We start from the raw sequence: 24,781 nt of genomic DNA on the forward strand, positions 1-24,781 counted from the left end.
CGGGGTGGAGCAGCCCGGTAGCTCGTCAGGCTCATAACCTGAAGGTCGTCAGTTCAAATCTGGCCCCCGCAACCAAATCACAAATAAACACAAGCCCCGGAACGCTGAACGCGACCGGGGCTTTCGCGCGTCCGGAGTACCGCCAGTCAGCCCTCGCCGCCAGGCCGCCCCGCTTCCTCGTGCGCGGCCAACCAACCAACCATGTCGATGGCGTAGTCCCGAATTTTCGGATCCTTTATCCGCCGAAAAGCCCGATCAAGCTCTTTAGATTGAGCGGCCAGAGGCTTTGATGCGTACCTTGCCTGCTCGGCTTCAGCGAAACCGTTTGTCGCTATGGCTGAGGCAACGCCGGCGTAAAGACGCTCCAAAGTTATGCGAAGGAATTTGGAGAGTTGTTTCAGTATTCCCGCGCTGATTCGGCTCAGCCCGCGTTCGTAGCGGGCATAAAGCTGGCGACTGATACCGATCGCCTGGGCAACCTCCCGTTGGCTCAGCCTCAGTTCAATTCGCTGACGCCGGAGATGTTCGCCGATTATGCGATCAAAAAAGGCCCCTCCATCGCGCTCCATCGGCATTCCCTCGCGCCATTCCCATAGCGTGCATCACCCTATGACGTATAGTCAAGGTTGAGTTGAGCTGGCAACGCCATGGCCTATCCTGTCATAGTCCGACAGCCGCCCGGCTTTATGTCTCCAGTGGAAATCTTCAGGAGTTCGCCATGGCCACCAAGGCAGCCGGACAGATCCATATCGGCATCGGCGGCTGGGTATTCGAGCCTTGGCGCGGCACCTTCTACCCGGACAAGCTCTCGCAGAAGCGCGAGCTCGAATATGCGTCGAGCAAGCTGACCTCGATCGAGATCAACGGCACCTATTACGGCTCGCAGAAGCCGGAAAGCTTCGCCAAATGGCGGGCGGAGACGCCAGATGGCTTCGTCTTCGCGCTGAAGGGCTCGCGCTTCTGCACCAATCGCCGCGTGCTGGCCGAGGCCGGCCCTTCGGTCGAGAAGTTCGTGACCTCCGGCCTCAGCGAGCTCAAGGAGAAGCTCGGCCCGATCAACTGGCAGTTCATGGCGACCAAGGCCTTCGACCCCGCCGATTTCGAGGCCTTCCTGAAGCTGTTGCCGAAGGAGGTCGACAGCATCACGCTGCGCCATGCCGTCGAGGTACGCCACCCGAGCTTCCGCACGCCCGACTTCGTCGCGCTGCTGCGCGAGTACGGCGTCGCGGCGATCACCTCCGGCGATTCCGATTTCCCTCAGATCGCCGACGTCACCGCGCCCTTCGTCTATGCGCGGGTCATGGGCACCAAGGAGGCGGAAGCGCAGGGCTATCCGACCAAGCAGCTCGACGCCTGGGCTGGCCGAGCCAAGCACTGGGCCGATGGCGGTGCACCGGATGATCTGGAGCTGGTCGCACCCGTCGCGGAGAAGACGCCGCGCGACGTCTTCCTCTATGTCATCAGCGGCGACAAGGTCCGCAATCCCGCCGCGGCGATGGCGCTGATCGAGCGCGTCGGCGGTTGAGGACTACTGCGCAGCCAAGGCCGCGGGCTCCTGGCAGACATCGACCCATTGCGCGCCCGTGAGCGCCGCCATCCGCTCCGGGCTGATGCGTACCGCCGTCTGGGTCGAGCCGGCGGCCGGCACGACCTCGTCGAAGATCTTCAGCGAGACATCGCAATAGACCGGCAGCGGGGTCGGCAGCCCGAACGGGCAGACGCCGCCGACCGGATGGCCAGTGATGGCGACGACCTCGTCGAGATCCAGCATGCGCGGCTTCGTACCGAAGGCCGCCTTGGTCTTCCTGTTGTCGAGGCGGGCATCGCCGCGCGTGACCAGCAGGACGACGCGCTCGCCGAGGCGGAAGGACAGGGTCTTGGCGATGCGGGCCGGCTCGACGCCGAAGGCCTCAGCCGCCAGCGTCACCGTGGCGCTGCTGCCTTCGGTTTCGAGGATCGCGATATCGGGGGCGTGCTCGGCGAAGAAGGCGCGGACGGATTCAAGGCTCACGACACATTCCTTCCGAAGCGCCACCAGATCAGCGAAGCTACCAGCGCCGGCACGCCGAAGACGACGAGCAGGATCGGGGCCTCCTGCAGGAAGCTGTAGCCGGCCCGGGTGATGCCGACGATCAGGTTGATCACCGAGACGACGAACCAGAGCGGGATGAACAGCTTCATCGCGAAGACGATCGGGTGCCGTCCGCCCGTGTTCAGCCGCGGCGCGATCAGGAGCAGGACGCCGAGCAAGGCGAAGCCGGCGGCGATGACCTTGACGGTGTGCATGCCGGCGTCTCCCCGCTTGTCGTCTCAGTGCCGGAAATGGCGATGGCCGGTGAAGACCATGGCGAGCCCGGCCTCGTCGGCGGCCTTGATCACCTCGTCGTCGCGCATCGAGCCGCCGGGCTGGATCACCGCGGTGGCGCCGGCCTCGGCCGCGGCAAGCAGGCCGTCGGCGAAGGGGAAGAAGGCGTCGGAGGCGACGACCGCGCCCTTGGCCAGGCTCTCGGGCACACCGGCCGCCTTGGCAGCCTCGCCGGCCTTCCAGGCGGCGATGCGCGAGGAATCGACCCGGCTCATTTGGCCGGCACCGACGCCGACCGTGGCGAGGCTCTTGGCGTAGACGATGGCGTTCGACTTGACGTGCTTGGCGACGCGGAAGGCGAAGCGCAGATCGGCGAGCTCGGCCTCGCTCGGCTGGCGCTTGGTCACGACCTTGAGCTCCATGTCGTCGACCACGGCATTGTCGCGCGCCTGCGCCAGGAAGCCGCCGGCGACGGTGCGTAGCGACAGGCCCGCCTTGCGGACATCCGGCAAGCCGCTGGTCAGCAGCAGGCGCAGGTTCTTCTTGGCGGCGACGAGCGCGATCGCCTCCTCATCCGCCTCGGGGGCGATGATCACCTCGGTGAAGATCTCGACGATCCTCTTCGCCGCTTCGGCGTCGAGCTTGCGGTTCAGTGCGACGATGCCGCCAAAGGCCGAGACGGGGTCGCAGGCGAGGGCCCGCTCATAGGCTTCGAGCAGCGAGCCGCCCTCGGCGACGCCGCAGGGGTTAGCGTGCTTGACGATGACGCAGGCGGCGGTGCGGGCGGGATCGAACTCGGCGACGCATTCGAAGGCGGCGTCGGTGTCGTTGATGTTGTTGTAGGAGAGCTGCTTGCCCTGGATCTGGCGGGCGGTGGCAACGCCCGGGCGCTGCTCCGGCGTGCGGTAGAAGGCGGCCCATTGATGCGGGTTCTCGCCATAGCGCATGGTCTCGGCGAGGCTGCCGCCGAGCGCCCGGAACGCCGGCGAGGTGTCGCCGAGCTCGTTGGCGAACCAGTTCGAGATCGCCGCGTCATAGGCGGCCGTGCGCGAATAGGCCTTCTGCGCGAGCTTGCGGCGCAGGGTCAGCGTGGTCGCCCCCTTGTGCGTCTCGAGATCGGCCAGCACGGCGGCATAGTCGGATGCCTCGACCACGACGGCGACGTCGTTGTGGTTCTTGGCGGCGGCGCGGATCATCGCCGGGCCGCCGATGTCGATGTTCTCGATGCAATCGTCATAGGGCTTGCCGGCGGCGACCGTCGCCTCGAACGGGTAGAGGTTGACGACGAGCAGGTCGATCGGCGCGATGCCGTGGCCGAGCATCGAGGCCTGGTGCTCGGGATGCGAGCGGACCGCAAGCAGGCCGCCATGGACCTTGGGATGCAGTGTCTTGACGCGGCCGTCCATCATCTCGGGGAAACCGGTCAGGTCCGAGACGTCGGTGACGGCGAGGCCGGCTTCCGCAATCGCCTTGGCGGTGCCGCCGGTCGAGACCAGGGCAATGCCCAGGCGCGAGAGGGCGCGGGCGAAATCGATCAGCCCGGTCTTGTCTGAAACGGAAAGCAGCGCGCGTTCGACGCGGCGGAGTTCGTTCGGCATGGGAAGGATCAGGTCCGGGTTGATGAGCGCGAGGCGCGGAATACTCGCGCGCGCCCTATCACGCCCGGGCTTTGCTGCAAAGCACAAGGCGTTGCAGCCTTGCCCTGCGGAAAGGTCAGAGCGGCAGATCGGGCTCGGCTTCGGCCTGTTCCTGCCGGGCCGCCCCGGTCCTGGTGGCGCGCTGCGCCGGCGTGCCGAGGCGGGCGAAGCGCCAGACGACCTGCGGCGTCGCGACAGCGTCGAACTCGACGACGAGCTGTGCCGTCTTGTGGCGGCCGTCGGCGGCGGCGAAGAAGATGCTCTCTTCGAGGGCGACGCGCAGGCCCGAGGCTTCGAACGCCCAGATTTCGCCGGAAGGGAGGGCCAGCAGCGCGCCTTCGCCATCGCGGATCAGGCTCGGCTTGACGTTGGGATGCAGATGGAAGCGTGCCGCCGCCGGCAAGCTCGCCAGAGCGGCTGGTGAGCTGAGCGAATCCTCGCCGACGAGCTCACTGCCATTGCGGGACAGCAGCAGGCGACGGGTATGGACAGTGCCGAAGGCGCGGCGGTAGCCGTCATGACTGCCGACCCATTCATGGCCGTCTTCGCCATCGTGACGGGCGACGCGGACATCGGCCGGCCCTGCGGTGATCCGCCTTTCGCCGAGCACCAATCCGAAAACGGCGCTGGAGCGGTCATCGAGCGTCACGGTCGAATGGGCGGCGGTGGCGCGGGCGGCGAGCCTGAGCTCGGGCGTGCCGAAGCGGCTGGCGCCGCAGTTCACCACGATGCGCTGCGAACCGGCCGACAATTCGAAGGAGAGGCAGCCGGCATGGGCCTCGATCGAGTTGGCGCCGCGCGGCGGCGGCCCGGCCTCGACGACGATGATACTTGTTCCGGCGCTCAGCCGGTCATAGCCGGAATAGGCGGCGTGCTCGATCGGCCGGGCGCGGACATCGTCATAGGCGGCGAGCGTCGCCATCAGATCGGGCGGTGTCGCATTCATGCCGTTGAACAGAGCGAGTGCGCCGTCGCCATGCCGGAACAGTTTGAGATGCGGCATCATCCGGTCGATTGCCATGATGATGCTACGCGGGGTTTCGAGGCCGCGTGCAGTGAAGGTTTCGCGCAGCGGCAGGAGATCGAGCAGGAGGTCGATGAGGATGCGGGGATTGCGGCTGAGATGGCCGCCATCGGGCAGGATCTGCTGTTCCAGCTCGTCGGAGAGCGCCACCTCGTAGCGGCGTAGCCGCCGCTCCTGACCGTCGAGACAGATGGCGGCGAAGCAGATCGCGATCAGGCATTGCAGCCGCGCTGCCCCTTCGACGGCGCCGGCGAGCGCGAGCTGCAGCCGCTCGGCCGTCTGGGCGACATGACGGATGAAGCGTTCGTAGAAGGCGTGGTCGGCGCCTTCGAGCAGGAGCGGCGAATGCGACAGGAACGACATCAGCCGCCGCGCGATCACTGCCGGACGCCGGGCGATCTCGTCGCGGTCATGCCGGCGGGCGATGAATTCGTCGACGAGGGCGCGGGCATTGGCGCGGGCAATCGCCGTGTCGGCGGCGCGCAAGTGGCGCAGCCAGACGAAGCCGTGCAGCGCCTCGGCCCAGGCCTCGCTCGGCGGCTCGACCAGGAAGGGCGAGGCGCCATGACAGTTCACGGTGCGGCCGGAGAGGGCAAAATAGCCGGCATAGATGTCGCTCGCCGTGGTCGGGTCGGCGGTGCGCAGGTCATGCGGAGCGAAGAGCAGGCGGCTGGCGCGCAGGCGGCCGAATGGCCAGAGCGCGCGCTTGGCACCGGCGACCTGGCCGCGCGTGCGCCGCGCCGCCCTGCCGATGGCTGCCCGCGCCAGGCCTCCTCGCTCCGACCAGCCGTTCAATGAATCCCGTTGCCTCGCCGTCCCGCCGCCTCCTTACGGAGGCGAATCCCGATCAAGTCATAATCTTATCAGGCGACAAGCGTAAAATCCTGCCCATCCTGAGAGGCGTGGCGTCTCACCGGCGAGCTGGTGCGGCAGCGTGCGCAATTCGCCTTGTGGCGTCAGGGCTTCAGCCTGGCCGCCGATTTCCACAGATTTGATTGGATCGCGTGCAAAGCCCGGCGTGCGTGCCAGGAAAGCCTCGACCTGCGCCTCACCCTCTTCCCGCTCCAGCGAGCAGGTGCAGTAGACGAGGCGTCCGCCCGGCTTGGTGAGCTCGGCCGCCCGGTCGAGCAGGCGCGTCTGCAGTGCGGCGAGCTTGGCGACATCCTCCGGCATTTTGGTCCAGGCGACATCGGGATGGCGCCTGATCGTGCCGGTGGCACTGCACGGCGCATCGAGCAGGACAGCGTCGAAGGGCTCTGCCTCGAAGGTTGCGGCGTCGGCGGTGACGACCTTAGCTTCCAGCCCGAGACGGTCGAGATTAGCCTTGAGCCGGCGCAGGCGCGGGCCGGAACGGTCGACCGCGGTGACCTGTGCGCCCGTTTGCGCGAGCTGCACGGTCTTGCCGCCCGGCGCGGCGCAGAGATCGGCGACACGCTCGCCGGGCCTGACGTTCAGGAGCTGGGCGGGAAGCGCGGCGGCGGCATCCTGCACCCACCATCCCCCCTCGCTGAAGCCTGGCAGGCCGGTGACCGCCTCGCGCCCGCGCAGGCGCACCGAGCCCGTCGGCAGGACGACGCCGTCGAGCTTGCCAGCCCAGTTGGCCGGATCGGATTTCACGGTCAGGTCGAGCGGCGGCTCCTCGGCATGGGCCGCTGCGATCGCGGCAGCGACATCGGGGCCGTAGGTCTGCGTCCAGCTTTCGCGCAGCCAATCCGGCGTATCGGTCAGCGGATCGAGCTCGGCGAGGATGGCCTCGCGCTCGCGCGCCAGCCGCCGCAGCACGGCGTTGGCGAGCGAGGTGTAGCGGGAGGAGCGGGCGTCCTCGTGCAATTGGCGGATGGCTAGATCGACCGCCGCGTGATCGGGCACGTCGAGAAAGAGCAGCTGCGCCGCAGCCGCGACCATGATCGGCTCGAACGGGCCGGATTTGCGCGGGCTGCCGCGTTCGAGCCGCGCGTCGATCACGTTGCGGATCGTGCCGAGACGGCGGAAGGCGACAGTCGCGATCGCGCGCGCCAGCCCGGCATCAGCGGGCTCCAGACCCGCCGCCTGCGCCATCCTCTCGAAGGTCTCGTCCAGCGCCGTGCCGGCGCGCAGCACTTCGTCGATCAACGCCGCGGCAAGGCGGCGCGCGGCGAGACCGGGTACATCGTCGCTGAAGGACTGGCTCTGCACCTTCACCATGTCAGCCCCAGGGCCCGGGCTCGCGCCCACCGGCGAAAGGGTTCTGGCTCGCGCCGCTCGTGAATCCGCCGCGGCTCGCGCCGACGCCCATGGCGCGCGCCTGCTCCATCAGCGCGGCGATGCGGTTGCCGGTGTCGGGGTGGGTCGAGAACAGTGAATCCATGCCACGGCCTGAGAGCGGATTGATGATGAACATGTGCGCCGTAGCAGGCTTCGCCTCGGCCGTCTCGTTCGGGATGTGGGAGACGCCGCCGGCGATCTTGGCAAGCGCGTCGGCAAGGGCCACCGGATTGCCGCAGATTTCGCCACCGATCCGGTCGGCCTCGTATTCGCGTGAGCGCGAGATCGCCATCTGGATGATGGTCGCCGCCAGCGGGGCGAGGATCATCAGAGCGATCTGGACGATGACGTTGGGGCGATTGTCGCGCGAGCCGAAGAACATGCCGAAGGAGGCGAGGGTCGAGATCGCGCCGGCCATGGTGGCGCTGATCGTCATGGTCAGCGTGTCGTGATTCTTGATGTGGGCGAGCTCGTGCGCCATCACGCCGGCGAGCTCGTCATAGCTCAGGGTGCGGATGATGCCGGTGGTGGCGGCGACCGCGGCGTTCTGCGGGTTGCGGCCGGTGGCGAAGGCGTTCGGCTGATCCTCCTGGATGAGGTAGACGCGCGGCATCGGCATGCTGGCGCGCTGGGCGAGGTCGCGGACCATCCGGTAGAGTTCGGGGGCGCTGCGTTCATCGACCTCTTGCGCGTTGTAGGCAGAGAGCGCCAGCCGGTCGGAATTCCAGTAGCTGAAAAGGTTGGTTGCGACCGCGATGCCAAGCGCAATCAGCATGCCGCCGGTGCCGGCGAGCAGGAAGCCGACCGCGCCGAACAGCGCGGTCAGCGCTGCCATCAGCATGCCGGTACGGGCATAGTTCATGCGTGGACCCCTTGCGATCTGAGTGCTCCGGTGCGGAAAGGCTCGCCGGAACGCGGTTTCGTCCCTATGTGGTGGGGATGATGCCGATCCTGCAAGAGAATGGCCGACCATGACTTCGCAGACGAAGACGGACGAAGCTCCGACGCCCGCCCCCGCGAAGGCGCTGTCACCGGCGGCCCAACGCGCGCTGGCGGAGGCGCAGGCGCGCCGCGCGGCGATCGACGCCAAGGCGGCCGAACTCAAGCAGCAGAAGGAAGTCGACGGGCGCGGCGGTCTCGAGCCGGTGCGCTATGACGACTGGGAAGTGAAGGGCATCGCCAGCGATTTCTGAACGACTGGGAACCCATGTCGTTCGGCCCGTTGCCAACTCGTCTCAGGGCGGCCAAAGACGATATGTCTGCAAATGGCTGTATCCGGGATGAGTGACGACAAACGCATCGAGGCGCTGCGGCGGCTCCTGACCGAAGCGTACCAGAAGCTCGGTCTCAAGCTCGGCTTCTCGCTCTGGGACGGCTCGCGCGTTCCAGCTGAGTGGCCGGCGGATGGGCTGATGATCGCGATCCGCGATGCCGGCGTCGTCGCGGCGCTGCTGCGCAAGCCGAAGCTCGACACGCTGCTGCATCTGCACGTCTCCGACCGGATCGCGATCGAGAACGGCTCGATCTTCGATCTCGCTGCGGCGCGCCCTGACGGCAAGGTCGGCCGACTGGCGCGCGGCATTTCGAAGGCGGCGGTGTTCGATGTGGTCAGGCGTTTCATCTTCGCACCGGGCCGGGCGCCGCAGGCGGTGCAGCACATCAAGGGCGACGAGATCGCCCGCGACGGCAAGCCTGCGACGAACAAGGCCAATATCGCCCATCACTACGATGTCTCGAACGCGTTCTACCGGCTCTTCCTCGACGAGCGCATGGTCTACACCTGCGCCTACTTCACTGAGGACCATCAGGACCTTGAGCGGGCGCAGACCGACAAGCTCGAGATGATCTGTCGCAAGCTGCGCCTGAAGCCGGGCGACAAGCTGCTCGACATCGGCTGTGGCTGGGGCGCGCTGGTCTGCTACGCCGCCCAGCATTACGGCGTCGAGGCGCATGGCGTGACGCTGGCGGAGGAGCAGCTCAAGCTGGCGCGGGAGAAGGTCGAGGCGCTCGGGCTTCAGGGCAAGGTCACGCTCCATCTCAAGGATTTCACCCAGATGGAGGGGGAGTTCGACAAGATTTCCTCGATCGGCATGTTCGAGCACGTCGGCATCCGCAACCATCCGACCTATTTTCAGGCAGTGAACCGGCTGCTCAAGCCGCGGGGCTTGTATCTGCACCATTCGATCTCGCGGCGTGCCAAGAAGACCGAGAAGGCCTTCAACAAGATGCCGGCCGAGTACCGGGCTCTGGTGCGCTATATCTTCCCGGGTGGAGAGCTCGATCATCTCGGCATGTCGATCGCCAATCTCGAACGCTACGGCTTCGAGGTCCACGATGTCGAAGGCTGGCGCGAGCACTATCAGCGCACGACGCGGCTGTGGTTCGAGCGACTGAACGCGAACAAGGCTGCGGCGGAAGCGGAAGTCGGGCCGGAGCGGACGCGGATGTGGCTGATCTATCTCGCCGGCTGCTCGCTCGCCTTCGAACGCGGCGGGGCGCTGATCAACCAGACGCTGGTCTCGAAGCGGCGCAAAGGGTTATCCGGCCTGCCGCTGACGCGGGTCGATCTCTATCGTTGAGCGCTGTCAGGAGAGGCGCAAAGCGAGCGGGCGATTGCTGACCGTCACGGCGCCAGCGCCAGCCTCGGCGCGGGCATAATGCAGGGCATCGTCCCGGCTGCGGAAATAACCGCCGCCGCGGCCATGCGTTTCGACTGCGATCCAGTGGCCCTCGCGATCACGCCCGATCTTGAAATGCGGACGGGTGGTTGAGGTGGCCACGGTCGGCATGGCCGCCTCAAAAGAAGCCGATCGTGGCGCCGAAGGCGAGGCCCGCACCGAAGACGATCATCGAGGCGAAGGTGGCCTCGGCGACGGTAAAGAGCGTCTGGGCGTGGCCGGAGAGGACGGAGCGGGACAGCGTGAACATCGAAACCCCCAAGCGGATCGTTCGTGTTCGGTCTTGCGGCGCTCTGTGCAGTTTTCGCGATAGACTCTGAAAATGCGAATGGCGCCCGGAGGGGCGCCATCAGGTCAAGCCAGGCTTTCAGGCTTATTTCTTCACGAAGGCGTCGAGCTTGCCGTAATGTTCGGCCAGCAGATAGTAGAAGGTCAGGCGCGACTTGGTCTTGTCGGCCTTCATGTGGTCGCAGGTCGCCTTGACGGTGGCGTCGAGGTCGGCGCTCTTCAAGCCGAGCTTCTTCTTCAGGAAGTTCTCGCGGACGCGTTCGAGTTCGGCGGGGTCCGAGCAGGCGACATAGCGGGTGTCGGGTTTGCTCATGACCAACGCATAGGCCTTGCTCATGCCAGCGAAGGCGGCCTCGTTCACGGGCTTCTTGGCGAACTTCTTGACGTCGGCGAGATGATCCATCGGGTACCCCTCTGAAGACATATCGGTTCGACGGCGCGCTGACGTCAGCGTTAACCGCCACGGAAAACGATATCCGGCTTTTTTGTCGCAGGCGAGAGGCGCGGATGCGAAAAAATCCCGGCGATTGCTCGGCGTTTTCCGGGTTGCATCTGCGATATGGCAGGCCGGCGCCTGGGGTTGTTGAAGCCTGCGCGCGCAAGTGCTGCGATGCAGCATTCGTCCCGGAGATCTTTCAGCCATGAAGCCGACGATCCTGATGGCGCCACGTATGCCGGCGCGCCTGCTTGCGCGTCTGGAGGAGCGGTACGAGGTGTTGGGGCCGATGTCTCATTCCGGGCCGGATGCGCTGCCGGTGGGAGCGGCAGCAGCGCGCGTGCTCCTGACGATAGGCACCTGGAAAACGGACGCTGCCCTGATCGAGGCCCTGCCCAATCTTGGTCTCATCGCCTGCTACGGCACCGGCAATGAAGGGATCGAGCGGGCCGCTGCCCGGGCGCGTGGCATCCTGGTCAGCAATGCCGCCGACGCCAATGCGACGAGCGTTGCCGAATTTGCGATGGGATTGATGCTGGCGAGCGCCCGGCAGATCGGCGCCGCCGAACGTTTCCTGCGGGCCGGCCGCTGGCAAGGCAATGCGATCGAGCGCATGGCGCATGTGCCGGGCCTGGCCGGGCGCAAGCTCGGGATTTTCGGGCTCGGTGCGATCGGCCAGCGGATCGCGACGCGCGCATCCGCCTTCGACATGACAATCGGCTATCACAACCGCTCGCCACGGCCGGAGCTGCCCTATCAGTATCACGACAGCCTGCTTGGCCTCGCCAATTGGGCGGACATCCTGGTGGTCTCTGTCCGCGCGAGCAGCGAGACGCGGCATGCGATCGATGCCGGGATCCTGCGCGCGCTCGGCCCGCAGGGCCATCTCGTCAACATATCGCGTGGGATTGCGGTCGATGAGGCAGCGCTGATCGAGGCACTGGAGAACGGCACGATCGCGGGCGCGGCGCTCGACGTCTACGAGCACGAGCCGGTCGTTCCCGATCGGCTCAAGGCGCTGGAGAACGTGGTGCTGACGCCCCATATCGCAGCGAACGCCGAGTCGGCGCAGATCGCCCAGCAGGAGCTGCTGCTCGCCAATCTCGAGGCGTTTTTCGCCGGCCGGCCGCTATTGTCGCCGGTTGCGATCTAGGCGGTGCGCGGAGGAGGTCGCCGTCGCGCCAGCCGTCAGGGCATCACGACGACCGGCGTGCCCATGCGGACGCGGGCGTAGAGATCGATCACGTCGCTGTTGTGCATGCGGAAGCAGCCATAGGAGGCGGCGGTGCCGACCGAGCGCGGATTATTGGTGCCGTGAATGGCGTATTGGCCGCCGGGGCCAAGGCCGATGACGCGCGCACCCATCGGGTTGTTGGGAGCGCCGCCGGGTATCACGTCCGGCAGCCGCGGGTTGTCGCGCTTGACCTCGGCCGGCGGGCTCCAGGCCGGCTCGACCACGAGCTCCTCGACATATTTGACGCCGCGCCACTGCTTGCCGGCCTTGCCGACGGCGATGGTGTAGCGCAGCGCCTGGCCCGGTGCCGCGATGTAGTAGAGCTTGCGCTCGGTGGTACGGATCAGGATGGTGCCGGGCTGGTAGCGGTAGTCGGGGAAGTCGACGACCTCGCGCGCCTGGGCCGGGCGCATTGCCAGCAGCATCAGCAGCGAAATTGCTGCCGCGATGATGAAATCGATCGGTCCGTGCCGGCCTGCCATGACCTTCTCCTTGCGCATCTGAACGCTTCGGAGGCCGATTTGGTCGAACAGCCGGTGAATCGCGGGTTCAGCAGCATGGTGAACCTGCGATTCAGAATGAATCCGGGCTTAACTGGCCGCTATTCTCAAGCGATGGCGCCGCCGAACACAAGCGTGGCGAGTAGCAGCGACAGCAAGGCGGCGAGGGCGAGGTCGATCGGACCGTGCGGGGTGCTCATGACGGATACCTCCGGCGCCGCGAGCCGAGGTCTGGCGGCGCCGGCCCTGTCAATGACGGAACCGGCTGCTGCGGTCCACGAGTGACAATGACCGGCGTGAACGGCCCGTTAAGCGCTCCCGTGGTGTTCGCGGGAAATGCGTGGGAGACGGAATCAGGCCTTCTCGACCACGAGCGTCGCGCCCTCGACCCGCACGACGCGGATTTCGGTGCCTGCGAGCAGTTCGGGACCGGTGACGCGCCATGAGGAATCGCCGACGCGGATGCGGCCTTCGCCCCCAGCCATGGTCGCCTCCAGCTTGAAGACCTTGCCGATGAGCTGGCGGCCGCGATCGTTCAGGCCCGCGGCGATGTCGGGCTCGTCGCTGCGCCGTCGCGTGATGGCGCGGCCGGCGAGCACGCAGACGATGGCGAGCACTGTAAAGACGAGCAGGGCACCCTGCCAGGCGAGGCCGGTGAGGCCGACGACCCCGCCGGTCAGCAGGGCAGCGAGGCCGAACCAGAGCAGGAAGACGCCCGGCGCCAGCATTTCGCCGCCGACCAGGACGAGCCCGAGCACGATCCAGACCCAGCCGCTGGAGAACCAGTCGAGCATGTTCAGCCCTCCGTGCGGCCCGCAGCGGGGACGGAGCCGACGCGCCGGCTCGCCGGCGCGGCGTCGTCACCGAAGACAGCCTTGGTGAGCTGGGCGATGCCGCCGACGGTGCCGGCGAGCGCCGCGGCTTCGACCGGCACGATCACCACCTTGCTGTTGGGGGCGCTCGCCATCGCCTTCAGCGCATCGGTGTAACGTTCGGCGATCAGGAAGTTGGCGGCCTGGATGTCGCCGCGGCTGATCGCCTCGCTGACCATGGCGGTCGCATTCGCTTCGGCCTGGGCCAGACGCTCGCGCGCCTCGGCGTCACGCAGCGCGGCTTCCTTGCGGCCCTCGGCGGCGAGGATCTGCGACTGCTTCTGGCCTTCCGCCTTCAGGATCTCGGCCTGACGCTGGCCTTCGGCCTCGAGCACGGCGGCGCGCTTTTCGCGCTCGGCCTTCATCTGGCGGTTCATCGCGCCGGCGATGTCGGCCGGCGGCAGGATGTCCCTGATCTCGATGCGGGTGACCTTGACGCCCCAAGGCGAGGCGGCGGCGTCCATCACCCGCAGCAGCCGCTCATTGATCTCATCGCGATGCGAGAGCAGCTGGTCGAGGTCCATCGAGCCGACCACGGTGCGGATATTGGTCATGGTCAGGACCATCAGCGCCTGATCGAGATGCGAGACCTCGTAGCAGGCCTTGGCGGCGTCGAGCACCTGATAGAAGGCGGCGGCGTCGATGCGTACCCCGGCATTGTCCTTGGTGATCGCCTCCTGCGAGGGAATGTCGAGCACCTGTTCCATCACATTGACCTTATGGCCGATCCGGTCGAACAGCGGGATGATCAGGCCGAGGCCGGCGCCGAGCGTGCGCGAATAGCGCCCGAAGCGCTCGACGGTGAAGTTGTAGCCCTGCGGCACGGTGCGCACGCCGAGCGCGATCGCGATGACGACCGCGATGACCAGCATGATCAGCGCGACCGTGGCGATATCCAATCCTTGCGAGCCCATCTCGTCCCTTCTCCAGCCTCGGCGCAGTCGCCGTTCATCAAGCCGATCTTTGCGAAATTCTGATGCAAGCTCGCCTGGAGCCTCGTCGGGGTCAGCGCTCCAGATATTTGACCACGCGCCACATCATCTCGCCGACGCTGTTGCATTCCTCATCGCTGAGGACGCCCATCATCGCCTCGATCTTGTTGGTGTGGATCGCCAGCGCCTTGCGGGTCAGCGCCTCGCCCTCCTGCGTCAGCCAGAGCCGGCGCACGCGGCGGTCGGTGTCGTCGTTCCGGCGCTCGATCAGGCCACGGCGCTCGAGTTCGGGCAGCAGCATGCTCATGGCGCTGCGGCCGACAAGCAGTTTCTCGGCCAGCGCCTGCTGGGTCAGCCCGGGTGTGCGGAAGACGTTCGCAAGAACGTCGTAATGCGCGAGCTGAATCCCGAGCGGGGCAAGGGCCTCGGAGAAGACCTTCTTCCAGAGCTGGTGCATGCGCGCGACCGCAAGCCAGTTCTTGAAGCGCGGCAGCTCCCAGGGCAGTCCCGACTTCGCGGTGCTGCCCTGCTCAGCTGCCGGTGCGGAAATCGGCTCTTGCATTTTGTTCATGGCTGAACATAATAGTTCAAGACTGAACGAACAGGGTTTTCGATCATGCCCAGCGCAGCCCTTCGCGTCATTCGCCCTCTCATCCGCATCGGCAGCTTCATCGCCCCGCGCACCGCCGGGCGCGCCGCCTTCAAGCTCTTCTGTACCCCGCCGCGCCCGCCCGGCCCACAGAGCCGGACCGGCAAGGCGATCATCGCCGCCCGCGCCCGGCTCGCGCCGGCGATCCGACAGGCGGTATCCTACCCGTGCGGGACGGTCAGCACCTATCTGTTCGAACCGGAGCCTCGCTTGCAAGATGGCGATGGTCCGGCGCCGACGGTGATCCTCTTGCATGGCTGGAACAGCGAGGCGGCGTTCATGACCGCTTTCGTCCAGCCATTGCTGGCGCAGGGCTTCCGCGTCGTCGCCTTCGACATGCCGGCGCATGGGACCTCGACGGGTGCCGAGCTCAACATCCCGCTCGGCGTCGCTGCGCTCGCCGCCGTGGCGCGCGTCTTTGCGCCGGTGCATGCGATCGTGGCGCATTCCTTCGGCGGTGCGATCGCGCTGGCGGGCCTCGCCCGCAGCGTTCCAGGGCAGCCGCGGGTCAGGGCAGGCCGGCTCGCTCTGGTCGCAGCGCCCTCCTCGGTCACGACGATCACCCGCAATTTCGGCGCGACGATCGGCCTCGGCCGCCGCGGTCAGGCGGCGCTGGAGCGCCGCATTCACAGCGTCGCCGGCAACCCGGTCGAGGCCTTCGAGGGGCGCGGGCAACTGGAGGCGATCGGCCTGCCGACCTTGGTGATCCACGACCGGCAGGACCGGGAGCTCGATTTCCACCACGCCGAAGCGCTGGCAGCGGCGGGGCCGTTCGTGACGCTGCAGGAGACGAGCGGGCTCGGCCACCGGCGGATCTTGCAGGCGAAACCGGTGCTGGAGGGCGTGACGCGGTTCGTGGTGGGGTAGCCGCAGCCGTCATTCTCGGGCGGAGCGAAGCGCAGACCCGAGAATCTCGGAAACGTCAGGGCGCCTTCTTGTCCTGAGATGCTCGGGTCAAGCCCGAGCATGACGTCAGAGTCACACCCAGCCCATCAGCTCCCGGCGCACCACCGCCTCGATCACCTGCATTCCCTCCTCGGAATCGTTCAGGCAGGGCAGATAGGCGAACTTCTCACCGCCATTGTGCATGAAGATCTCACGGTTCTCGACGTCGAGCTCCTCGAGCGTCTCCAGGCAGTCGGCCGAGAAGCCAGGTGCGACGATGGCCAGCGACTTGGTACCGGCCAGCGCCAGCGCCTTCACGGTCTCGTCGGTGTAGGGCTGCAGCCACTCGTCGGGGCCGAAGCGCGATTGGAAGGTCAGACGGAAGCGCTCTTCGGAGAGGCCGAGCTTCTCGCCCAACAGCCGGGCGGTGACGGCGCACTGACAATAATAAGGGTCGCCCTTGAGCAGGTACTCCTTCGGCATACCGTGCAGCGAGCAGAGGATCACCTCCGGCTCGAAACTGAGCTTGCCGAGCGAAGCCCGGATCGAGGCCGCGAGCGCGTCGATATAGGTCGGGTCGGCATAATAGGGGTGGGCGACCCGCACGGTCGGCTGCCAGCGCATCTCCATCAGGGCGCGGAACGCCTGGTCGCAGGCGGTCGCCGAGGTCGGCGCGGCATATTGCGGATAGAGCGGCACCAGCAGGATGCGGTCGCAGCCCTGGTCGAGCAGGGCTTTCAGGCGGCTCTTCACATCCGGCAGGCCATAGCGCATCGCCCAGTCGACGGTGATCCGGTCGCCAGCCTCGCCTTTCAGCCGCTCGGCGAGCTTCTCGGTCTGCGAGCGGGTGATCGTCTTGAGCGGCCCCTCATTGCGCTCATTGTTCCAGATCGAGGCGTAGTCCTTGCCTTTGCGGCTCGGGCGCGTCGACAGGATGATCAGGTTGAGGATCGGCCACCATTTCCAGCGCGGTTCCTCGATGACGCGGCGGTCGGAGAGGAATTCCTTGAGATAGGCCCGCATCGGCCGGTAGCTCGTGCCCTCGGGCGTGCCGAGATTCATCAAGAGCACGCCGATGCGGCCGCTTTTGATGGTGGCGTGGTCGGGCGGCAAACTCGGCTTGAGGTTCATCACATCCGCTTTCGTTCGGCTGTGATTTAGACGAGTTACGGTTTTCGTCCAGTCGGGCCATGCGGGGTGCGACACTGCGTAAGCAGGGGTCTCGCAAGCCGGCTAGGCTCTTGCTAGTCTCTGTCGAAATCAAAACTCTTGGACCAAATCAAAACCGCAGGGGTTCGCGCCGATGACCAAGATGACCCGCCGCCACGCGTTCCGCGTTCTCGGCGCTCCCGCAGCCCTTGCCGCCACCGCGCCGATTGCGAAGGCGCAGACGCCGCCGGCGAGCTTCACGCTGCTGCTGGTCAACGACATCTACAAGATGAGCGACGACAAGGGCAAAGGCGGCTTCGCCCGGGCGGCCGGCATCGCCAAGGCCGAGCGGGCGCGCGGCGTCCCTGTCCTGTTCTGCCATGCCGGCGATTGCTACTCGCCCTCGCTGATGTCGGGCTTCGACCAGGGCGCCCATATCGTCGCGATGCAGAACAAGATGGGCATCGACGTCTTCGTGCCAGGCAATCACGAGTTCGACTTCGGCAAGGAGAACTATCTCAAGCTCACCGCCGCCCAGAGCTACCCGACCTTCGCGGCCAATCTGCGTGACGCCGCTGGCAACCCGCTGCCGGGCCACAAGGATTCGCAGATCTTCGAGCTCGGCGGCATCAAGGTCGGCGTGATCGGCACGACCTTCGACCCGACGCCGCAGCTCTCCAATCCCGGCGACCTCAAATTCTCCTCGACCATGGAGGCGCTGCGGCGCGAGGCGCGCAAGCTCAAGGGCGAGGGCGCCGACATCCTCGTCGCGGTGGTGCATGCCGACCGGGCGATGGACTACGAAATCGTGCGCTCGCGCGTGGTCGACATCCTGCTCACCGGCCACGACCATGACCTCGCCATCGCCTATGACGGCAAGGTCGTGATGGTCGAGTCGAACGAGGAGGGCAATTACGTCACCGCGATCGATATCGCCGCCAAGGCGTCGGGCGAGGGCGCGAATCGCAAGGTCGAGTGGACGCCGACCTTCCGCGTCAACGACAGCCGCGCCGCGACGCCCGACCCCGAGGTCGCTGCTATCGTCAAGGGCTATGAGAGCGAGCTGTCGAAGGAGCTCGACATCGAGATCGCGACGCTGGGCGCCCCGCTCGATTCCCGTACCGGCGTGATCCGCACGCAGGAGACGGCCATCGGCAACCTGATCGCCGATGCGATCAGGGCGGCGACCGGCGCTCAGCTCGCCATCACCAATGCCGGCGGCATCCGCGCCAACAAGCAATACCCGGCCGGCCACAAGTTGACGCGGCGCGACGTGCTGAGCGAATTGCCCTTCGGCAATGCGACCTCCATGGTCGAGATCACCGGCAAGGACGTGAAGGACGCGATCGAAAACGGCCTGCGCGATGCGCCGCAGGGCTCGGGCCGCTTCCCGGTGGTGTCCGGCCTCACCTTCGAGGCCGACCTCAAGCAGCCGCAGGGCTCGCGCGTCACCTCGGTCAAGGTCGACGGCAAGGAGATCGATCCGGCCGGCAAATACACGGTCGCCACCAACAACTTCATGCTGACGGGTGGCGACGGCTACACCGCGCTCGGCCGCGGCAAGACGCTGATCGGCCTGACCGACGGCAAGCTGATGGCCAATGAGGTGATGGTCTATGTCCGCCGGCTCGGCACGGTCGAGGCCAAGGTCGAGGGCCGGGCCGTCCTGAAGTGAGTGGCTATCGCGCGGCGCTCGACGCCTTCCTGGCCGCGCCGGCTTCCGCTTTCTGGCGCGATCTCTCCGTCTTCCGCGACGGCACGGTGGCGCGCGCCTGCGCCGCCGTCGACGCCGAGCGCAACGCTGGCCATGTCGTGGCGCCGGCGCCGGAGCGCTTCCTGGCGGCGCTCACGCTGACACCGCTCGACGATGTCAGGGTCGTCATCCTCGGCCAGGATCCTTATCCGACGCCCGGCCATGCCAATGGACTCGCCTTCTCCTATGTCGGACCACCGCCGCTGCCGCGGTCACTGATCAACATCTATAAGGAGCGGGCCGAGGACCTCCGCCTCGCTGCGCCTGTCAGTGGCGATCTTTCGCTTTGGGCAACGCAGGGCGTGCTGCTGCTGAACACCGCGCTGACGGTGCGCGAGGGCGCGACGCAGGCCGGCTCACATCTCAAGCTCGGCTGGCGCGCGGTGACGGACGAGATCCTTGCTGCCGTCTCGCAGCGGCGGCAGCATGTCGTCTTCATGCTCTGGGGCGCTCCGGCGCAGGCCAAGCGGTCCCTGATCGACGAGAGCAGGCATCTCGTCATCGCCAGCGCCCATCCCTCGCCACTCTCGGCGCGGCGCGGCTTCTTCGGCTCAAGGCCGTTCAGCCAGGCGAATACGTGGTTGAAGGCCAAAGGACAGCCAACCATCGACTGGTGAGGCGCGGGATCCCCTCTCCTGGAAGGAGAGGGGTAGGGGTGAGGTGTTCGGAGCTGAATCGCTTACCTGAACCCAACCGCGCGATCGGCGCTCGCGGAGCTGGTCCGGCCGCCTACACCTCACCCTGCCCTCTCCTTCCAGGAGAGGGTTCCCCGCGTTCTTTCCGACGAGGGCGGGCGACTACCCTACCGGCCGTTCGTCGGCGATGACCTTGCCGTCGTTGGGCAGGGCGCCGAGCGGTAGCACCTCGACCGAACCCTTCAGCTTGGTTACCTGCTGCAGGGTCGAGGAGACCGCGTCGATGAAGCCCTTCGGTTCGGCATAGATCTCGGCCTTCAGCGTCATCGTGTCGAGCTCGTTGGCGCGGCCGATGACGAGGCGGAGCTTGGCGATCTCGGCATGGCGGCGGGCGATCTCGGCGACCTGCTCGGGCCGCACGAACATGCCCTTGACCTTGGCCGTCTGGTCGGCGCGGCCGAGCCAGCCCTTGATCCGCTGATTGGTACGCCCGCTGGCGCTGACACCGGGCAGGATCGCCGTGAGATCGCCGACAGCGAGACGGATCTGCGGGTGATGCGGGTCGAGATTGGTGACGACGATCTCGCCGACCTCGCCCTCACTGACGGGATCACCGGTGCCGGGCCGGACGATCTCGACGATCAGATTCTCGTTCAGCACCATGCCGTCGCGGGCGCCGGTCTCATAGGCGATCAGGCCGATATCGGCGGTGGCGTAGAGCTGATAGGCGTCGATGCCGCGTTCGCGCACCCAGGCCTGCAGCGAAGGCGGGAAGGCAGCGCCCGAGACGATGGCGCGCTTGAGGCAGGAGGTGTCGACGCCGCGGCTGTCGGCTGCCTCGATCAGCAATTTGAGGAAGTCCGGCGTGCCGGTATAGGCACTCGGCCGGTAGGCGCCGATCACCTCCATCTGCTGTTCGGTATTGCCCGGGCCGGCCGGAATGACGGCGCAGCCGATGGCGCGTGCGGCCGAATCCATGATGAAGCCGCCCGGCGTCAGGTGGTAGCCGAAGGTGTTGAGCACGACGTCCCCCTTGCGGAAGCCGGCAGCATAGAGGCCGCGGGCGGTACCCCAGGGGTCACTGCCGGTGCCCTCCGGCTCGAAGATCGGGCCGGGCGAGGTGAAGAGCCGGCCGAAGGAGCCGAGCGGCGCAGTGGTGAGGCCGCCGAAGGGCGGGCTGTCCTTGTGCAGCGGCGGCAGGTCGGCCTTGCGCAACACCGGGAGCTTGGCGAGCGCGGCGCGGTCGGTGATTGCAGCGGGGTCGACGCCCCGGAGATGCGCCGCATAGCCCGGCGTCGCCAGCGCAGCGGCGAGCACCTTGGGCAGCCTGGCGAAGAGGTCGGCCGCACGCTGCTCGGGCGGCCGGGTCTCGAGATCGTCGAAGTGCTCGCTCATCGCTCTTGCCCTTGAGGTCGCCTAACGGAAGACGCGCAGGATGCGCAGGAAATCGAGCAGCCCCATCAGTGAGGCCGCGACATAGGTCATCGCCGCCGCTCGCAGCACGCCGCGCGCCGCCGGCATGTCGTCGCGATGCAGGTATTGGTCGTGGTCGAGGATCGGCAGCGCCTTGCCGAAGCTGGCGTCGAACTCGACCGGTAGCGTCAGTAGGTGCACGACGACGCCGAGGCCGAGCAAAGCGACGACGGCGCCGAACTGGAACAGGCCGATCGCCGGCACCCGCGTGAAGATCAGCACAATCGGCACCGCGACCAGCACCACCATGGCGATCTTGTCGACCGTGCCCAGCAAGCGGGCGAGACGGGTGCGCAGAGCAAAGAGCTGGCTGCCCTGCGCATGCTGGATGGCGTGCGCGACCTCGTGGGCGGCGACGGCGACCGCCGTGATCGAGCGGCCGTCATGGTTCTTCGGCGAGAGCCGTACAGTGCGGGCATCGGGATCGTAATGGTCGCCGCCGGGCGTGGTCGTCTCGACGGCGACCCTGTCCAGCCCGTAGCGGTCGAGCAGATGCCGCGCGAGCTCGCCCCCGGTGCCGGGCAGATCGGGCCTGTCGGCGGCGTGCCTGTCCATGACGTGGCGGACCCAGAATTGCGGACCGAGGATCAGCGCGAGGATCACGAGGGCGATGATGAGGTAGAGCATGGGCCAAATTGCCCCGCCGAAACGGGCCGGACTATGACAGCCAGCGCTTGCGGCGCTTGTAGCTCTTGACCTCGCGGAAGGACTTCTTGTTGCCCTCGGCGACGCCGAGATAGAACTCCTTCACGTCCTCGTTCTCGCGCAGCATCTTGGCCTCGCCGTCCATGACGACGCGGCCGGTCTCCATGATGTAGCCATAGGTGGCGTAGCGCAGCGCCATGTTGGTGTTCTGCTCGGCGACGAGGAAGGAGACACCCTCGCTGTCGTTGAGCTGGCGGACAATCTCGAAGATCTCCTCGACGATCTGCGGTGCCAGTCCCATGGACGGCTCGTCGAGCAGGATCATCTTGGGCTTGCTCATCATGGCGCGGCCGATGGCGCACATCTGCTGCTCGCCGCCGGAGGTGTAGCCAGCCTGCGAATTGCGGCGCTGCTTCAGCCGCGGGAACAGCTCGTAAATCCGCTCGAGATCGCGCCTGATCGCGGCATTGCCATCGCGGCGGGTGAAGGCGCCGGTCAGGAGGTTCTCCTCGATCGAGAGATGGCCGAAGCAGTGCCGGCCTTCCATCACCTGGATGCAGCCGCGGCGAACCAATTCGTTCGGCGACATCTTGTCGACCCGCTCGCCGTCGAAGACGATCGAGCCCTTGGTGACCTCGCCGCGCTCGGCCTTGAGCAGGTTGGAGATCGCCTTCAGCGTCGTGGTCTTGCCTGCGCCGTTGGCGCCGAGGATCGCGACGATGCCCTTGCGCGGCACGGTTAGCGAGACGCCCTTCAGCACCAGGATGACGTGATCGTAGATCACCTCGATATTGTTCAGCGACAGGATCGTGTCCGTCGCCGCAGCGGCTGCGGGCTTCTCGAGGGTGGCGGTCGACATCTTGCGCTCCGCTGTCGGACGGGAGTGACCGGGCGGCGGTGCAGGCCGCCGCCCGGAGTTTCAGATCAGGACGACTTCTCGCAGGGCTCGGTGCGCTTGGGCCAATTGCCGGCCTTCTCGACATAGTCCTTGGCGTTGGCCTCAATCAGCGGCCGGACCTCGTCCTTCATCGGCTCGATCCAGTCGCCCTTCTGGGTCCACTTGGTGCCGTCCCATTCGGCGACATAGGCCTTGTGGTGGCCGGAATGGTCGGTGCAGCTGACCTTCACCGGCGAGGCGAAGCCGGCCATGCCGATTTCCTTGAGGCGGGCCTCGTCGACGTTCAGGTTTTCCAGGCCGCGGCGCATGTCCTCGGGCGTGATCACCTTCTTGCCGGTCAGCTTCTGCGCGGTGCGGATCGCCTCGACGACGAGCATCGAGTTGTAGACGCCGCGATTGTAGAGGTTCTCGCCGACCTTCTCCTTCGGCGTCGTGCTCTTACCTTTCTCCACGACATGCTTGAGGATGTCCTGGATCACCGGAAAGTTCTGGCCGGCCGCGTTGAAGTTCAGCGAGCGATAGCCCTTGGCCTCGGCGCCGCCCGCACGGGCGTCGTCGTCACCGCCGGCCCACCAGACGCCGACCAGCTTGTTGATCGGGAAATTGTTCTTGATCGCTTCCTTGACCGCGGTCGGGTTCATCGCGCCCCAGCCCTGGTTGTAGAGGAAGTCCGGCCGGTCGCGCCGGATCGAGAGCCAGAGCGAGCCCTGGTTCTGCATGTCGGCCGCCGCCACCGGATAGAGCTTGAGCTCGAAGCCGTATTTCTTGGCGAGGTTCTCGAGCACCGGGATCGGCTCCTTGCCGAAGGGTGCGTCGAGATGGATCAGGCCGAGCTTCTTGCCCTTGAGCTTGTCCATGCCGCCGAGCTCGTTGGCCATGTGCTTCACCATCACCGAGGCGCCGTCCCAATAGGTCAGCGGCGGGATGAAGACCCAGGGGAAGTTGGTGCCGTCGGCCGAGGCCGAGAGGCCATAGGCCATCGACAGGATCGGCAGCTTGTCGACATGGGCGCGCGGGATCGCGGCCAGCGTCGCGCCGGTCGACCACGGGCTGTAGACGATGGTCTTCGACTTGACCTGCTCGTAGCACTCGATCGACTTCTTGGTGTCGTAGCCGGTCTCGCATTCCTCATAGATGATCTTGACGCCGTTCACGCCGCCGTCGCGCTCGTTGATCATGTTGATGTAGTCGCGCATGCCGTCGCCGATCGGGATGCCCGAGCCCGAGAACGGGCCGGTGCGATAGGCGTTGTTGGAGAAGTAGATCGTCTCCTGCGCATTGGCCGGGGCGGCGATCGCACCGGCGGCAAGAAGCGCGCCGACGGCGACGCTCCTGATGATGCTGCTCGTTTTCATAGGCCTTCCTCCGTGGTTGCCGGGTCCGGCCGAGCCGTCCCGTCTTCGTTTGCCCGCCGCTTGAAGACCGCGGCAGGTCGTTGTCCTTGGGTCCTGCTCCCCCGCCTCAATAGGGGAAGGGCCACGTCCGCAATTTCTGCTTCCCGATCTGCCAGAGGCGCGCCAGCCCGTGCGGCTCGACGATCAGGAAGATGATGATCAGCGCGCCGACCAGCATGAAGGTGACGTGCTCGGCCGTGGCGCCGCCGATCGGCACACCCAGCGCCGGCAGGCCGAACTTCAGCGCCGTCGGCAGGGCCGAGAGGAAGGCGGCGCCGAAGAAGGAGCCGATCAGCGAGCCGAGGCCGCCGATGATCACCATGAACAGGATGGTGAAGGAGAGGCGGATGGTGAAGACGTCGTTGGCTTCGCCGCCGCCATACCAGAGGAAGATCATCATCGCCCCGGCCACACCCGCGAAATAGGAGGAGACGGCGAAGGCGGTGAGCTTGGCATTGAGCAGCTTGATGCCCATCAGCTCGGCGGCGATGTCCATGTCGCGGACCGCCATCCAGGAGCGGCCGAGCTTGCCGTGAACGATGTTCGAGGCAAACCAGGTCAGCACCACGACGAGGCCGAGGCAGACGAAATAGCGCGTCTCGGCCGTCGCCGCGGCGCCGGTGATGGGCAGGCCGAACAATGTGCGCTGCGGCACCTCGATCGCGCCGGAAGCATTGTAGTTGAACAGCCAGGGCACGCGTACGAAGGCCCATTGCAGGAAGAACTGCGCGGCGAGCGTGGCGACGGCGAGGTAGAAGCCCTTGATCCGCAGCGAGGGCAGGCCGAACAGCACGCCGATCGCGGCCGAGAACAGTCCGGACAGCAGGATAAGGACGATGATGTTCACGCCCGGGAAGAAGGTGGTCAGCTTGTAGCAGGAATAGGCGCCGACACCCATGAAGGCGGCGGTGCCGAGCGAGATCAGCCCGGTATAGCCGGTGAGGATGTTGAGCCCGATCGCCGCCAGCGAGAAGACCAGGAACGGGATCATCACCGAGGCGATGAAGAAGTCGTTGCCGATCAGCGGGATGCCGATGAAGGCGATCGCGAGGATGACGGCGATGCCGATCCGGTCCTGCCGGAGCGGGAACACGGCCATGTCGGCGGCGTAGTTGGTCTTGTATTGGCCGGCTTCGCGGTAGAACACGGG

General features: G+C 66.6%; 27 protein-coding genes. 7 read left to right on the forward strand and 20 right to left on the reverse strand.

Annotation, left to right across the window (positions count from 1 at the left end; genetic code table 11):
• Positions 1-146: 146 nt before the first annotated feature.
• Complete coding sequence (locus AC07O0_RS22290) at positions 147-569, reverse strand: helix-turn-helix domain-containing protein (protein WP_494625875.1); 423 nt, start codon at positions 567-569, stop codon at positions 147-149.
• Positions 570-718: 149 nt separating this feature from the next.
• Here AC07O0_RS22290 and AC07O0_RS22295 point away from each other — a divergent pair, with 149 nt between their 5' ends.
• On the forward strand, positions 719-1,525 hold the full coding sequence (locus AC07O0_RS22295) for a DUF72 domain-containing protein (RefSeq protein ID WP_494625876.1): 807 nt from the start codon (positions 719-721) through the stop codon (positions 1,523-1,525).
• A gap of 3 nt (positions 1,526-1,528) precedes the next feature.
• Here AC07O0_RS22295 and AC07O0_RS22300 read toward each other — a convergent pair whose 3' ends face one another.
• The 6 genes from AC07O0_RS22300 to htpX form a co-directional block, all read right to left on the reverse strand.
• Complete coding sequence (locus tag AC07O0_RS22300; protein WP_494625877.1) at positions 1,529-2,011, reverse strand: YbaK/EbsC family protein; 483 nt, start codon at positions 2,009-2,011, stop codon at positions 1,529-1,531.
• The gene (locus AC07O0_RS22305; RefSeq protein ID WP_494625878.1) at positions 2,008-2,286 is read right to left on the reverse strand and encodes a hypothetical protein; all 279 of its coding nucleotides are present in this window, start codon (positions 2,284-2,286) and stop codon (positions 2,008-2,010) included. Before AC07O0_RS22305 ends, AC07O0_RS22300 begins: the two co-directional genes overlap by 4 nt.
• 24 nt (positions 2,287-2,310) lie before the next feature.
• Complete coding sequence (gene purH, locus AC07O0_RS22310; protein ID WP_494625879.1) at positions 2,311-3,903, reverse strand: bifunctional phosphoribosylaminoimidazolecarboxamide formyltransferase/IMP cyclohydrolase; 1,593 nt, start codon at positions 3,901-3,903, stop codon at positions 2,311-2,313.
• Positions 3,904-4,018: 115 nt separating this feature from the next.
• Complete coding sequence (locus tag AC07O0_RS22315; protein WP_494625880.1) at positions 4,019-5,761, reverse strand: heparinase II/III family protein; 1,743 nt, start codon at positions 5,759-5,761, stop codon at positions 4,019-4,021.
• A gap of 57 nt (positions 5,762-5,818) precedes the next feature.
• On the reverse strand, positions 5,819-7,150 hold the full coding sequence (locus AC07O0_RS22320; protein WP_494625881.1) for an RsmB/NOP family class I SAM-dependent RNA methyltransferase: 1,332 nt from the start codon (positions 7,148-7,150) through the stop codon (positions 5,819-5,821).
• A 1-nt stretch (position 7,151) separates the two neighbouring features.
• Positions 7,152-8,072, reverse strand: a complete 921-nt coding sequence (gene htpX, locus AC07O0_RS22325) for a zinc metalloprotease HtpX (protein ID WP_494625882.1) — start codon at positions 8,070-8,072, stop codon at positions 7,152-7,154.
• A gap of 109 nt (positions 8,073-8,181) precedes the next feature.
• On the opposite strand from htpX, the gene AC07O0_RS22330 reads away from it, so the two are divergent.
• On the forward strand, positions 8,182-8,403 hold the full coding sequence (locus AC07O0_RS22330) for a DUF1674 domain-containing protein (protein ID WP_494625883.1): 222 nt from the start codon (positions 8,182-8,184) through the stop codon (positions 8,401-8,403).
• A gap of 87 nt (positions 8,404-8,490) precedes the next feature.
• Positions 8,491-9,789, forward strand: coding sequence for a class I SAM-dependent methyltransferase (locus AC07O0_RS22335; protein WP_494625884.1), 1,299 nt, complete (start codon positions 8,491-8,493; stop codon positions 9,787-9,789).
• Positions 9,790-9,795: 6 nt separating this feature from the next.
• Here AC07O0_RS22335 and AC07O0_RS22340 read toward each other — a convergent pair whose 3' ends face one another.
• The 3 genes from AC07O0_RS22340 to AC07O0_RS22350 all read right to left on the reverse strand — a co-directional run bounded on the left by AC07O0_RS22340 (position 9,796) and on the right by AC07O0_RS22350 (position 10,579).
• On the reverse strand, positions 9,796-9,999 hold the full coding sequence (locus tag AC07O0_RS22340; RefSeq protein WP_494625885.1) for a hypothetical protein: 204 nt from the start codon (positions 9,997-9,999) through the stop codon (positions 9,796-9,798).
• Between the two features lie 7 nt (positions 10,000-10,006).
• Positions 10,007-10,138 carry a hypothetical protein gene (locus AC07O0_RS22345; protein ID WP_280179052.1) on the reverse strand — a complete coding sequence of 44 codons (132 nt, stop codon included), beginning with the start codon at positions 10,136-10,138 and terminating at the stop codon, positions 10,007-10,009.
• 123 nt (positions 10,139-10,261) lie between these two features.
• A complete protein-coding gene (locus AC07O0_RS22350) occupies positions 10,262-10,579 on the reverse strand; it encodes a DUF2853 family protein (protein ID WP_091841397.1) in 318 nt (105 codons plus the stop codon).
• Between the two features lie 238 nt (positions 10,580-10,817).
• Here AC07O0_RS22350 and AC07O0_RS22355 point away from each other — a divergent pair, with 238 nt between their 5' ends.
• A complete protein-coding gene (locus tag AC07O0_RS22355; protein WP_494625886.1) occupies positions 10,818-11,765 on the forward strand; it encodes a 2-hydroxyacid dehydrogenase in 948 nt (315 codons plus the stop codon).
• 35 nt (positions 11,766-11,800) lie between these two features.
• Here the strand turns inward: AC07O0_RS22355 and AC07O0_RS22360 are convergent, their stop codons facing one another.
• The 4 genes from AC07O0_RS22360 to AC07O0_RS22375 form a co-directional block, all read right to left on the reverse strand.
• Entirely contained in the window at positions 11,801-12,328 is a 528-nt protein-coding gene (locus tag AC07O0_RS22360; protein WP_494625887.1) for a L,D-transpeptidase, read from the reverse strand.
• 371 nt (positions 12,329-12,699) lie between these two features.
• On the reverse strand, positions 12,700-13,140 hold the full coding sequence (locus AC07O0_RS22365; RefSeq protein WP_494625888.1) for an NfeD family protein: 441 nt from the start codon (positions 13,138-13,140) through the stop codon (positions 12,700-12,702).
• A gap of 2 nt (positions 13,141-13,142) precedes the next feature.
• Positions 13,143-14,132 (reverse strand): SPFH domain-containing protein, encoded by a 990-nt coding sequence (locus AC07O0_RS22370; protein WP_494625889.1) that lies wholly within the window; start codon positions 14,130-14,132, stop codon positions 13,143-13,145.
• Positions 14,133-14,223: 91 nt separating this feature from the next.
• On the reverse strand, positions 14,224-14,721 hold the full coding sequence (locus tag AC07O0_RS22375; RefSeq protein ID WP_494625890.1) for a MarR family winged helix-turn-helix transcriptional regulator: 498 nt from the start codon (positions 14,719-14,721) through the stop codon (positions 14,224-14,226).
• A gap of 45 nt (positions 14,722-14,766) precedes the next feature.
• Here AC07O0_RS22375 and AC07O0_RS22380 point away from each other — a divergent pair, with 45 nt between their 5' ends.
• Positions 14,767-15,666, forward strand: a complete 900-nt coding sequence (locus tag AC07O0_RS22380) for an alpha/beta fold hydrolase (RefSeq protein ID WP_494625891.1) — start codon at positions 14,767-14,769, stop codon at positions 15,664-15,666.
• Positions 15,667-15,777: 111 nt separating this feature from the next.
• Here AC07O0_RS22380 and hemH read toward each other — a convergent pair whose 3' ends face one another.
• Positions 15,778-16,815 (reverse strand): ferrochelatase, encoded by a 1,038-nt coding sequence (hemH, locus tag AC07O0_RS22385; RefSeq protein WP_494625892.1) that lies wholly within the window; start codon positions 16,813-16,815, stop codon positions 15,778-15,780.
• 172 nt (positions 16,816-16,987) lie between these two features.
• On the opposite strand from hemH, the gene AC07O0_RS22390 reads away from it, so the two are divergent.
• Both AC07O0_RS22390 and ung read left to right on the forward strand, forming a co-directional pair.
• Positions 16,988-18,508 carry a bifunctional metallophosphatase/5'-nucleotidase gene (locus tag AC07O0_RS22390; protein WP_494625893.1) on the forward strand — a complete coding sequence of 507 codons (1,521 nt, stop codon included), beginning with the start codon at positions 16,988-16,990 and terminating at the stop codon, positions 18,506-18,508.
• Positions 18,505-19,203, forward strand: a complete 699-nt coding sequence (gene ung, locus AC07O0_RS22395; protein WP_494625894.1) for a uracil-DNA glycosylase — start codon at positions 18,505-18,507, stop codon at positions 19,201-19,203. Before AC07O0_RS22390 ends, ung begins: the two co-directional genes overlap by 4 nt.
• A gap of 180 nt (positions 19,204-19,383) precedes the next feature.
• Here ung and AC07O0_RS22400 read toward each other — a convergent pair whose 3' ends face one another.
• The 5 genes from AC07O0_RS22400 to AC07O0_RS22420 all read right to left on the reverse strand — a co-directional run bounded on the left by AC07O0_RS22400 (position 19,384) and on the right by AC07O0_RS22420 (position 24,778).
• On the reverse strand, positions 19,384-20,616 hold the full coding sequence (locus AC07O0_RS22400; RefSeq protein ID WP_494625895.1) for a phenylacetate--CoA ligase family protein: 1,233 nt from the start codon (positions 20,614-20,616) through the stop codon (positions 19,384-19,386).
• 21 nt (positions 20,617-20,637) lie between these two features.
• Entirely contained in the window at positions 20,638-21,321 is a 684-nt protein-coding gene (locus AC07O0_RS22405) for a zinc metallopeptidase (protein ID WP_494625896.1), read from the reverse strand.
• Between the two features lie 31 nt (positions 21,322-21,352).
• On the reverse strand, positions 21,353-22,198 hold the full coding sequence (locus AC07O0_RS22410) for an ABC transporter ATP-binding protein (protein ID WP_494625897.1): 846 nt from the start codon (positions 22,196-22,198) through the stop codon (positions 21,353-21,355).
• Positions 22,199-22,263: 65 nt separating this feature from the next.
• Complete coding sequence (locus AC07O0_RS22415; RefSeq protein ID WP_494625898.1) at positions 22,264-23,592, reverse strand: ABC transporter substrate-binding protein; 1,329 nt, start codon at positions 23,590-23,592, stop codon at positions 22,264-22,266.
• 106 nt (positions 23,593-23,698) lie between these two features.
• Entirely contained in the window at positions 23,699-24,778 is a 1,080-nt protein-coding gene (locus AC07O0_RS22420) for a branched-chain amino acid ABC transporter permease (RefSeq protein WP_494625899.1), read from the reverse strand.
• Positions 24,779-24,781 lie beyond the last annotated feature (3 nt).

The organism is Allobosea sp. GW821-FHT10B12 (assembly GCF_059415545.1).